Here is an 11,019-nt window from a genome sequence, read left to right on the forward strand (position 1 = left end):
TTCGTCGGATCTTTACGGGCAGTTATCTCCCACTTATCTTCTTTGCTTCTCTCGAATCTTGAAGTCGGAGTTTTACTGCCCGTTAAGGTGGGATAAATAAGTTGTTTGGAATTGCATCATAATCTGTCATTGAACAGGCCATGTAGGTTCTATGTCTCCATCAAATAGTTTTTGCACCAGAACCTGAAAAAGGATCTTCAAATCGAAGATCCTTTAGCTAATTAATTATTTATTTTTGAATGTTGAACCAATTCGTGATTTATAAAACATGAAATCATTGTTCGATACACTTCTTCGATAATATTGGGATTTACATTATTTTCATTAGCAACGTTTCGAACCTTTTCAATTACTGCATCTACTCTTTTCGGTGCTTTAACATCTTCAGTATCTTTTTTGAATTTAGCAGCTTGTTCAACAAACCTACTTCTTTCACTAATTAATTTAACGTATTCCGACAGAATTCCCCTTCCTCAAGGAATGCGAAGGGCGTAGCCCAATGAGTAGGGAGGGGATGATTGTCGGTTGGCGTTAGCCAAAATGTTTATTTTTCAGAACGTTTGTGCTATACTGGAGTCAAACATGCTCTTTGAAAACTGAAGATATGAGGTTTCGACAGGAAGAACGCTCTGTCGTGTAAAATCTTCAAGCCATCAAAGAACTAGCCAACGTGCTAATCTTTGTAGGGCAAGGTCGTGTCCGAATTTACGCCTGTGGAGACCATGTAAGACTTGTTAGATCATTCTGATAAGCAATGGTCATTGAATCAGGAAGCCCCTTCTTCAACGAAGTAAGGAGGGGTCGTTCACCAATTTGATTATCAAGCTTATCAATATTTTCTCTTACCTCTTCTATGCTCTTACACTCTCTCATCTAAACAGTCTCCTCTCTACTAAGCTATTGATAATTCAATTTAATTATAATCGTTTACATCTATTGCACTCAAGAACCCAGTCATATCAAAGCTTAAAAATAGATCGAAAATCTTCCTTTACAGTTCGGAAAAGTGAATTTTGTGAACAAAAAGATTAACAAAGAGTTGAGTAGATCCCTTGCATCAGAACTGACTTATCATTACCATCTTAACTACTGCCTACTTGGGACTATCTTGCTTTTATTACTTTGACCTAAACACCATTTCCTCTCTGTCTTACCAGTGCATTCGTGTTTGTTTTAGTCTCCAGTATCGTGTTAGATGAAGATACCCTATGACAGCATTTTTTCCTTTATAGCCTTTAAGGGACGATAGCTGGGTTCCCACATTGCATCGCGGACAGCCTGAGCAATATCATCTGGTTTTACGCGAGCGACACCGTCAATTATTGCGGCTTTAACAACTTCTATCGCCACTGTTTCAGAGATTGTACGAAGATTCTCTACTTGCGGTAATAGAGGCGCCCCCGGTTGGCTTACATCAATCATGTTTGCTACTGCATCAGCAGCTGCTGTGAACATGCTATCAGTAATCAAGAGAGCTTGGCATACAATCGTTCCAAGACCAAGACCTGGGAAAATAAGAGCATTGTTAGATTGTCCGATTGCATATACCGTGTTATTGTACGTAACAGGTGCAAACGGACTTCCAGTCGCCACAAGCGCTCGTCCCTCTGTCCAATTAATTAAATCAACCGGCTTTGCCTCCGCCAATGAGGTTGGATTTGACATAGGCAAAATGACAGGTCTCTCGACGTGGGATGCCATCTCTTTCACAATCTCTTCGGTGAATGCTCCAGCAACTGTTGAAGTACCAATTAAGATGGTTGGATGTACTTGTTGAACTACCTCCGTAAGTCCAATCTCACCGTTAGAGCTATCGCGTTTCCAATCGGTCACCTCTCCGATTGGCCGTGCATAAGGTTGCTGGAAATCGTGTAATGTATCCATATCGTCAGTAAGTAAACCAAATCGATCGATGCACCAAAACCTGCGATTAGCCTCGGCTTTCGATAAGCCGTCACGCACCATAGCGTCACGTATTTGGTCAGCGATTCCAACTCCAGCAGTGCCTGCACCAAATACTACAATACGGTGTTCACGTAAAGGAATACGTGAGGCACGTACTGCTGCCAATACTGCTGCCAGTGAAACTGCCCCCGTCCCTTGTATATCATCATTAAATGTGCAGACTTTATCACGATACTTGCCTAAAATATTTCGTGCGTTACTTGAGCTGAAGTCTTCCCAGTGAAGTAAAGCATTTGGAAATATTCTCGCTACTGTAGTCACGACTGTGTCTATAAACGCATCATACTGCTCGCCTTGAATTCGCGGATGTCGATTACCAATATAGAATGGGTTATTAAGTAGGTCTTCACGATTCGTACCTACATCCAATACAACAGGCATAACACAGCTTGGATCAATACCTGCTGCTGCAGTATAGACCGCAAGCTTGCCGATGGCAATGTTGATCCCTCCAACTCCCCAGTCACCGATTCCCAAGATACCTTCTCCATCAGTGATTACGATTAACTTGATATCATTTGAATTAGCCCCAAAGTTGACAAATGCTTCTTCAATACCATGGAGATCGTGAATTGATAAGTAAACTCCGTGTGGACGCCGATATTCATGGCTATAACGCTGAATTGCCTCTCCGACTGTCGGCGTATAAACAATCGGCATCATCTCACTTAGATGATCAGTGAAAAGTCGATAAAACAAAACTTCATTACGGTCATGCAAGGCAGACAAACATAAATTCTTGCTCAAGTCGTTGGGCTGAGACCGGTATTGCTCATAAGCACGATGAGCCTGTTCTTTCAAAGTCAATACAGCTGGCGGCAGCAGACCCGTTAATCCTAACTGTTTTCGCTCCTCCTGTGTGAATGCGACTCCTTTGTTCAACAACGGTGTTGACAATATCTCCGCACCTCGCATAGCTGTTTCAAATTCCCCATTAGGAGAAACGATAAATTTACACATATAATCCCTTCCCTTTTTACATAAGACTTTTATTAATCATCAACTGTGACTTCATTTTGAACGTTTAAGGAGGTGTTTTGCACAATTGCTTTTCCATCAAAATCATGTATGAGAATTACTCTCTACCAAACAGCGCGGCCCCAGAAATACCTGGGTTTGTCATCTCATAAGGATTTAAAATAAGATCAAGTTCTTCCTCCGTTAACACATCATTCAATAGGCATAGTTCACGCACGGATTTACCTTCTATAATAGCTTCCCGTGCGATACGTGCTGCCACTTCATACCCAATATGTGGATTAACAGCAGTAATAATCCCTACGCTTTTTTCCACATACTCTTTTAGACGGTCTTCGTTTGCTTCAATACCTGCCAGACAGTAGTCTGTAAAGGCACGGAATGCATTGTTCATAATGCTGATGGATTGAAGCAAGTTAAAGACAAGCACTGGTTCCATTACATTTAGTTCCAGCTGGCCTGCTTCAGAGGCCAAGCAAATTGTATGATCATTGCCGATTACTTGGAAGGCCACCTGGTTAATCATCTCTGGCATAACCGGATTTACTTTTCCTGGCATGATCGATGAACCTGGCTGGCGAGCCGGCAATGTGATTTCGCCAAGTCCAGCACGAGGGCCAGAAGCCATTAAACGTATGTCATTCGCGATTTTAGACATATTCATCATACATACTTTCAACGCAGCAGAGACTTCTGTATAAGCATCTGTATTTTGTGTCGCATCAACAAGATGCTCCGCACCAACAAGTGGAAGACCGCTAATATCCGCCAAATACTTAGCCACACTTTCGATGTAGCGAGGGTCTGCATTTAAGCCTGTTCCCACCGCTGTTGCTCCCATGTTCACTTCATATAAATGCTGGCGTGATTGTTTAATACGCTTAATATCACGCTCCAACACACGGCTGTATGCTTCAAACTCCTGACCAAGACGGATCGGCACGGCATCTTGAAGGTGTGTCCGCCCCATTTTAATCACATGGTCGAATTGTTGTGCCTTTTTCTTAAAGACATCAAGCATATACTGCATCGTATTTAACAATTTTTCGAGTAAATTAAGGGTGGCGATATGAATCGCGGTTGGGAACACATCGTTTGTTGATTGAGACATGTTCACATGGCTGTTTGGACTTAAATTAAGAACATAGTCCCCTTTCTCTTTTCCAAGCAATTCGAGTGCACGGTTAGCAATGACTTCGTTCGCATTCATATTCATTGATGTACCTGCACCGCCCTGGATTGGATCCACGATAAAATGATCGTGCCATTTGCCTTCGATCACTTCATCTGCTGCCTGAACAATCACTTTACCAAGTCCTTCGTACAAACGTTTAGTATCCATATTTGCTAAAGCCGCTGCTTTTTTCACGATAGCCAACGCTTTAATTAAGTCTTCATGAATACGATAGCCTGTAATCGGAAAGTTTTCGACCGCACGCAATGTTTGGATACCATAGTATGCATGCACAGGTACTTCTTTTGATCCTAAGAAATCTTTTTCAATACGTACGTTATGATTTATAGTGATTGTTGACATGGTGTTTCCTCCTTTATTTTACTATCAGAATTTATATCTTAAGGATGATAGTATAAGAAAAACTAAGGCTTTCGCCATTAGGACTTAGCTATAATCCAAGTTTTCTAATCAACTAGTTCATGCTACGTCTGATTGTTTAAATGAATCAACGTAATGGTTTGCTTTTTCTTGGTCAAATTCACCTTCCCACTTTGACATGACAATCGCCGCTAATGAGTTCCCCACGACATTAACCGCTGTTCTTACCATATCTAAAATACGGTCGATACCGGCAATAAACGCAACCCCTTCCAGCGGCAGTCCCATAGCACCAAGCGTTGTTAAAATGACAACAAATGACGCCCCGGGAACGCCGGCCATTCCTTTTGACGTTAACATTAATACTAGTAATAACGTAATCTGTTGTGTAATTGATAGATTAATACCATACATTTGTGCCACGAAAAGTGAAGCAAGTGCTTGATAAATTGATGAACCGTCTAAATTAAACGTATAGCCTGTTGGAATAACAAAAGAAGTAATGGATTTCGGACATCCGAATTTTTCCATTTTATCCATAAGCCTTGGTAATACAGCCTCTGAACTTGCCGTTGTAAATGCCAAAATCAGTTCGTCTTTTAACACTTTTATGAGAACAAAAATGCTTGTCCCGGACATTTTCGCAATAATCCCAAGAACGACGAACACAAAAAATACCATCGTCACATAAACAGCAAGCACTAATTTCCCTAAAGGAATTAATGTTCCAATACCAAATTTAGCAACGGTTACACCAATCAGTGCAAACACACCAAACGGGGCAAACTTCATCACTTGGTTTGTCACCCAGAACATTGCTTCTAATACACCTTCAAAAAAGCCAAGGACAGGTTTTCCTTTTTCTCCTATTGCCGCAATTCCTAGACCAAACAACACAGAGAAGAAAATAATCGGCAACAAGTCAGCCTGAGCCATGGATTCAAATATGTTTTTCGGAACAATATGGACAATCGCTTCTGCAAATCCCTGGCTTTCAGCTGTTTTCGTCGTTTCTTCATATTTTGAAATATCACTTTTTTCAAGATTGCTTGTATCTAAACCAGAACCCGGGTGGAACAAGTTTGCCGCCAGTAATCCAATAGCAATGGCGATAGTGGTGACAATCTCAAAATAGAGAATGGTCTTCCCGCCTAATTTTCCTAGTTTTTTAATATCGCCAACTCCTGCTATTGAGACTACTAATGCAGAAATGACAATCGGGACGACAATCATCTTAATTAAATGAATAAAAATGTCGCCAATCGGCACCATAATGGCCATAGCTGTTTCATTACCGTGAAATACAGCACCAACAACAATACCTAGTATAAGTGCAACAAAAATTTGTGTAGCTAATCCAAACTTTTTCATTTAAATTCCTCCCTATGCCATTGTTTTTGTTAACGCTTTCATCATTACGATTGTCCTTAGTTTACAATCAGCCCTACTAAAACCTACTGAAACCTACTGAAACCTACAAGGGCAAATGGGAAAATTAAAAATCTCAGTCAAAACCCTTTCCTCTTTTTTACCATTTCAGTACAATGTGTTATGTTTTTAAATAGTGATTGAGGAGGAACCGTCTTGAAAAAGCGTATATGGATTTTACTACTGATGATGATTGCGGTGCCTCTTGCTGGTGAATTCAAGTTTTATCCATTCGACGATACATTCAGAGTCAGTATGGGGACGCCCGTCTTTTTCTTGTTTTTGCTGTGGTGGAGGGGGATTCATCCGAATATTGCAGGTATTTTAACGGGGTTGAGTGTGTTTGTTTTTCGTTTTTTGCTGGCTGTTGGGATTCGAGACATATCTGTTGAGGAAGCGATGTATCTTCATTTTCCCGCCTTCTTCTATTACGTAATGTACGCGTTCATATTTCATTGGATGAAATTGAACGAACGGCACGATCGACCGTTTATGATCGGTCTTTTAGGGGTAGGGATCGAGCTTTTTGCAAGCGTATCGGAAATGGCGACCCGTTCTTTCCTGGCAAATCAGGACATTTCCTTGCTTGCCTTTGAACAACTCGTTTTCATCGCCTTTATTCGAAGCTTTTTCGTTCTCGGCTTTTTTAATATTTTAAAGATTAGAGAAGCAAAATTCGCAGAAGAAGAGCAGCGCAGGCAAAAGGAGAAAATGCTGCTTTTTATTTCAAATTTGTATGAAGAATCGGTTCAACTGAAGAAAACGATGCAAAATGCGGAAGAAATCACCCGCATGTGTTATGATTTTTATCGCCGGTTAAAATCAGGGGAGAAAGGCGGCGGTGATGCGCAAACGGCGCTGCAGATTGCCGGTCTCGTGCATGAGATCAAAAAAGATAACCAGCGGATTTATGCGGGGTTGTCGGAACTCATGTCCTCCGAAAATCTGCAGGATTATATGAATATCGAACAGCTCGGTAACATCATGATCGTGTCCAATAGACGATATGCAGAGTCCCTTCGTAAAGATGTTTCATTTTCCTTGCATGTAGATGGGGACCATCCGCCCTACCATGTATATATGGTATTATCATTAATCAATAATTTGTTGGCCAATGCCGTGGAAGCCATTAAAGAAGAGGGATACGTATCTCTGCATGTGAAAAGGAAAGATCAATTCGTGGAGTTTTGCGTTAGTGACAATGGCCCCGGCATTGCACCGAAGCTGAAGGAAGTCATTTTTACAGAAGGCTTTACAACGAAATTTGATGCGGCAGGAAACCCTTCGACGGGTATCGGTTTATCGTATGTGAAACAAACTGTTGAAAAATGGGGAGGACATATCAGGCTTATGGATAACTATAAAGAAACCGTATTTATTGTAGAACTTCCGATGAATACGATGAAAGAGAAAGGGTTAGCGAGATGAATTATTTCATTATAGATGACGATCCTGCCATTCGAGCAATGCTTACAGATATGATTGAAGATGAAGATTTAGGAAACGTGGTGGGAGAAGCGGAGGACGGATCGTTAGTGGATAATGGCTTGTTGTCTTTAAAAAAAGCAGACGTTGTCTTAATTGATTTGCTCATGCCAATAAGGGACGGAATTGAAACGATCCGAGCTCTTGCTGATCGATTTCAAGGAAAGTTTGTGATGATTTCGCAAGTAGAAGCGAAGGAACTGATTGGAGAGGCGTATAGTTTAGGGGCGGAATACTACATTACAAAACCGCTGAACCATCTTGAAATTGCAGGCATATTAAAAAAAGTAAACGAGCGGTTGCTGTTGGAACAATCGATCCGGGGCATTCAAGAATCGTTAAACTTATTTACAGGCCACCCGCAGTCTCCGTTCGTGTCCTCCTCTCATACAAAAACTATTATGGAAGCTGGGCGTTCCTTAATTTCCGATTTAGGCATGATTGGAGAAGGGGGAAGCGAGGATTTACTAAAAATTTTAGGATTCCTCCAAAATGAAAAGCAAAGACTCGGTTCTGCCTACACGTTTCCATCTTTAAAGGAAATTTTTGCAGGCATCGCTGCTGAAAAGCTGGGAGATCAAGCGAAAGAGGCCGAAATCCAGAAAGAAATGAAAGCTTCTGAGCAGCGAGTCCGCCGCGCTCTTTACCAGGCGCTCATTCATATCGCTTCATTAGGATTGACGGATTATATGAATCCAAAATTCGAAGCCTATTCTTCCACATTTTTTGATTTCTCGGAAGTCCGCAAGAAAATGCTGGAGCTAGAAGACAATAGCGAAAAAGCAAGCAACCAGAGCCGGATAAACATGAAAAAGTTTATCCAAGCGTTGTTTATGGAAGCGAGACAGCTGGTGGAATAATGAACTCTGTATAGTGAACCTTCAATCAGTGGGGGTTTTGTTCATCTCCCACTGATGGTTAGTAGGTCCACAGGATGTGGGTCACGCAGAGGTTGCCACAGGACGTGGCTGTCTTAGTCTGTGTTCCTTATTTTTCATAATTATTCGGAAAAAAATTACAGATTATATTCTTATAGTGATAGGTAAGCTTTTGAAATTATCGCCAGCTTTTCCCCCACTTCACACCGTACGTGCGACTTTCACCGCATACGGCGTTCCAACTAATCCAATTCAATTTAATCATCAACACTTTATGTGTCTCAATTCTTCCGTTTCAATAAGTCGGTGCCTCCCGTGGGAGATGAACCTCTTTTAGTCTTACGAGAACCTTATTAACCGATAAAGACTTGCCTTACATGATTAAATGATTCTTCATTAGTCTAGTGGCTATCCCTCCATGTTGATTAGACATTTCATTGGTACTGTGCCACCACTTTCACTGATATGAAGAAAAGTTATACAGTCGCTATTCTCACGACTATTTTCCTTTTCAACGCTTCACCGAGAGTAGGCTCTCCGCGGAAAATGTTGCTTACTATCTTTGCGGGTATTGCTCAATTTGAGAGAGATTTAACTTCTGAACGAACAAAGGAAGGAATTTTAGCTGCAAGGAAACGAGGTAAACTTCCAGGAGGACCAAAAGCTGATGAGGAAAAGATCCAGTATGCCTTATATCTTATGAAGCAAGGGCTTAGTCGAAAGGATGCTGCTGAGAAAGCCGGTATCTCTCGCATGACTCTCTATCGCAAACTACAGAAAGATAACTAGGACAATAAACTGATATAACTAATAAAAAAGTTACGGATAACCCTAAGGCAAATATTAAGATACTACTCTTCCCAAATTTATCTCCTAAAAATCCACCAATCGGCCGCATCCAAAGCATTAATACAGTAACTTTACCTACGAGTTTTGGAACAAATAATAACATCAATGGAATTATTTATGAACAAAAGTTAGCAGATAGCTAAAAAGTGCTTTTTTAATTTTGTTCAGCAATCGCGCCAGATTGTGGAAAAAGGGATTGTTTGACTTAGACATGAATAATATGGAAATTAAATAAATCGTCGCATTTACATCACAACGTATTTTACTTAGACTATAAAAGTCAGAAAATTACCAATGTTATTATACTATCTTTATGATTACCAAATAACAAAGGGGAGAGAATCATGAGAAAGAAAATATGTATTATAGGCAGTGGCACAGCAGGTTTACAGCTGGCTTATTCTCTTAAAGAAGAATTTGATGTGACTGTTATTCACTCAAACTCTTCGGATAAGATCCGAAATGGACGAATTATGTCTACCCAAGTACACTTTGGCTCAACAAGAACCCGAGAAAATCGCTTTAAAATGCCAAAATGGGAAGATAAAACTCTTCTTAAGAGTATCCATATGACGATTGGTAATCAAAAACTATTTGTTGGAAAGCTAAAAGAACCAGCATTATCTGTTGACCAGCGTTTTTACTTTTCACACTGTTTGAAGGATCTTAAAAACAAGGGTGTCTCTTTTCGACTTTTAAGGGTAAATAAAGATCAGATAGAAAGTTTGGTAGATGAGTTTGATTTAATGATTGATTGTACTGGGAAATCGGGCCCTCTTTTTCCATTTCCTATTGAAAAGGAGTTTTCTCCTTTCCAAGTGCCTCAACGAAAATGTATTGTTGGTTATTTTTTAGGGGTAAAGCCAAATAATCCCCTAGGTGTAAGCGTAACGGTTCTGCCTGAAATAGGTGAAATGTTTGAGATTCCTGCAATCACAGAACACGGGCCTGTTACAATATTGTTCATTATGGCAATTCCAGACAGAGAGTTAGATGTATTTAAAGAAATTAAGCATGTAAAAGAATTTACAAATCAAATGAAAATTGTAACAAGAAAATATTTCCAAAACATCCACGAACGTATCGAACAAGATATCTTTGCGCTTTCCGATGACAATGCCTTCCTTCGAGTTGCCATTAAGCCTGTAATTAGAAAACCTTACGTAACCTTTAAAAATAAACTAGTTGTTGGTTGTGGAGATAGTGTTTTTCTTAATGACCCCATTACTGGCCAAGGCTGTAATCTTTCTTCTTATTGTGCTGAAAAATTGTACGAAACTTTGATTCAATATAGACATTCAAACTGGGACATCCAACTTGGAGAGACATATTGGGATCGAACAAAAACATTTGTAAAAGAAGTAACAGAATGGACAAATGCAATGACTCAGGTACTACCACAGCATGTTGTTCAAGTCCTGTTAGCAGGCGCAGAAAATCAGAAAATCGCAGATGAAGTTGCAGAATGGTTTGCGGATCCACGAAAAGCTTATAAAGCTTTTTTTCAACCATCTAATCTACATTAAGCCTGTTTGGTTAAAGAAGAATAGAATATCAGAAAAAATCATTAAAAATTGATTAGATTAACTCTAGAAATGATATTTCTTGTATTCCTCAAACTAAAGAGAAATTCAAATGAAAAGTATAAAATTATTATTAGTGGTTTAACGAGATATTTGCAAATTTTCTTACTAATGTTCAATAGGCCGTAAAAAAATAGTTCTTTTCTCGTTCAGCAATCGGACGCGATTGCTGAACAATGAGCAGTCGCCTTTTTACTAAACCGATCAGAGTAGTTCTATAGATGATTGGATGTAAATAATTAAGAAACCCAGCTAATCTTCTCATGTGAAGGTAGCTGGGTTTTAAAGTTGGACGTGC

General features: G+C 40.0%; 9 protein-coding genes and 1 pseudogene. 4 read left to right on the plus strand and 6 right to left on the minus strand.

Annotated features, from left to right (window positions below; translation table 11 throughout):
- Positions 1-221: 221 nt before the first annotated feature.
- The 5 genes from K9V48_RS29790 to K9V48_RS25430 all read right to left on the minus strand — a co-directional run bounded on the left by K9V48_RS29790 (position 222) and on the right by K9V48_RS25430 (position 5,869).
- Positions 222-464 (minus strand): chorismate mutase, encoded by a 243-nt coding sequence (locus tag K9V48_RS29790; RefSeq protein ID WP_368858311.1) that lies wholly within the window; start codon positions 462-464, stop codon positions 222-224.
- Between the two features lie 241 nt (positions 465-705).
- On the minus strand, positions 706-873 hold the full coding sequence (locus K9V48_RS25415) for a hypothetical protein (RefSeq protein ID WP_224141890.1): 168 nt from the start codon (positions 871-873) through the stop codon (positions 706-708).
- A 333-nt stretch (positions 874-1,206) separates the two neighbouring features.
- On the minus strand, positions 1,207-2,925 hold the full coding sequence (locus K9V48_RS25420) for an NAD-dependent malic enzyme (protein ID WP_224141891.1): 1,719 nt from the start codon (positions 2,923-2,925) through the stop codon (positions 1,207-1,209).
- A gap of 115 nt (positions 2,926-3,040) precedes the next feature.
- A complete protein-coding gene (aspA, locus tag K9V48_RS25425) occupies positions 3,041-4,480 on the minus strand; it encodes an aspartate ammonia-lyase (RefSeq protein ID WP_224141892.1) in 1,440 nt (479 codons plus the stop codon).
- A gap of 117 nt (positions 4,481-4,597) precedes the next feature.
- Positions 4,598-5,869 (minus strand): cation:dicarboxylate symporter family transporter, encoded by a 1,272-nt coding sequence (locus K9V48_RS25430; RefSeq protein ID WP_224141893.1) that lies wholly within the window; start codon positions 5,867-5,869, stop codon positions 4,598-4,600.
- A 213-nt stretch (positions 5,870-6,082) separates the two neighbouring features.
- On the opposite strand from K9V48_RS25430, the gene K9V48_RS25435 reads away from it, so the two are divergent.
- The 4 genes and pseudogenes from K9V48_RS25435 to K9V48_RS25450 all read left to right on the plus strand — a co-directional run bounded on the left by K9V48_RS25435 (position 6,083) and on the right by K9V48_RS25450 (position 10,664).
- On the plus strand, positions 6,083-7,354 hold the full coding sequence (locus tag K9V48_RS25435) for a sensor histidine kinase (protein ID WP_224141894.1): 1,272 nt from the start codon (positions 6,083-6,085) through the stop codon (positions 7,352-7,354).
- The gene (locus K9V48_RS25440; RefSeq protein WP_224141895.1) at positions 7,351-8,271 is read left to right on the plus strand and encodes a response regulator; all 921 of its coding nucleotides are present in this window, start codon (positions 7,351-7,353) and stop codon (positions 8,269-8,271) included. The genes K9V48_RS25435 and K9V48_RS25440 overlap by 4 nt, the downstream gene beginning before the upstream one ends.
- Before the next feature lie 561 nt (positions 8,272-8,832).
- A pseudogene (locus tag K9V48_RS25445) lies at positions 8,833-9,078 on the plus strand (helix-turn-helix domain-containing protein); the annotation flags it as partial.
- 404 nt (positions 9,079-9,482) lie between these two features.
- Positions 9,483-10,664, plus strand: coding sequence for a styrene monooxygenase/indole monooxygenase family protein (locus tag K9V48_RS25450; RefSeq protein WP_224141896.1), 1,182 nt, complete (start codon positions 9,483-9,485; stop codon positions 10,662-10,664).
- A gap of 172 nt (positions 10,665-10,836) precedes the next feature.
- Here K9V48_RS25450 and K9V48_RS25455 read toward each other — a convergent pair.
- Positions 10,837-11,019: hypothetical protein (locus K9V48_RS25455; protein WP_224141897.1), on the minus strand; the 183-nt coding region annotated here is incomplete at its 5' end.

This window comes from Metabacillus rhizolycopersici (assembly GCF_020075705.1).

What these genes read in the sequence shown, in the direction of transcription:
- K9V48_RS25415 (WP_224141890.1), bottom strand. Translation starts at nt 873, where the DNA reads ATGAGAGAGTGTAAGAGCATAGAAGAGGTAAGAGAAAATATTGATAAG.
- K9V48_RS25420 (WP_224141891.1), bottom strand. Translation starts at nt 2,925, where the DNA reads ATGTGTAAATTTATCGTTTCTCCTAATGGGGAATTTGAAACAGCTATG.
- aspA (WP_224141892.1), bottom strand. Translation starts at nt 4,480, where the DNA reads ATGTCAACAATCACTATAAATCATAACGTACGTATTGAAAAAGATTTC.
- K9V48_RS25430 (WP_224141893.1), bottom strand. Translation starts at nt 5,869, where the DNA reads ATGAAAAAGTTTGGATTAGCTACACAAATTTTTGTTGCACTTATACTA.
- K9V48_RS25440 (WP_224141895.1), top strand. Translation starts at nt 7,351, where the DNA reads ATGAATTATTTCATTATAGATGACGATCCTGCCATTCGAGCAATGCTT.
- K9V48_RS25450 (WP_224141896.1), top strand. Translation starts at nt 9,483, where the DNA reads ATGAGAAAGAAAATATGTATTATAGGCAGTGGCACAGCAGGTTTACAG.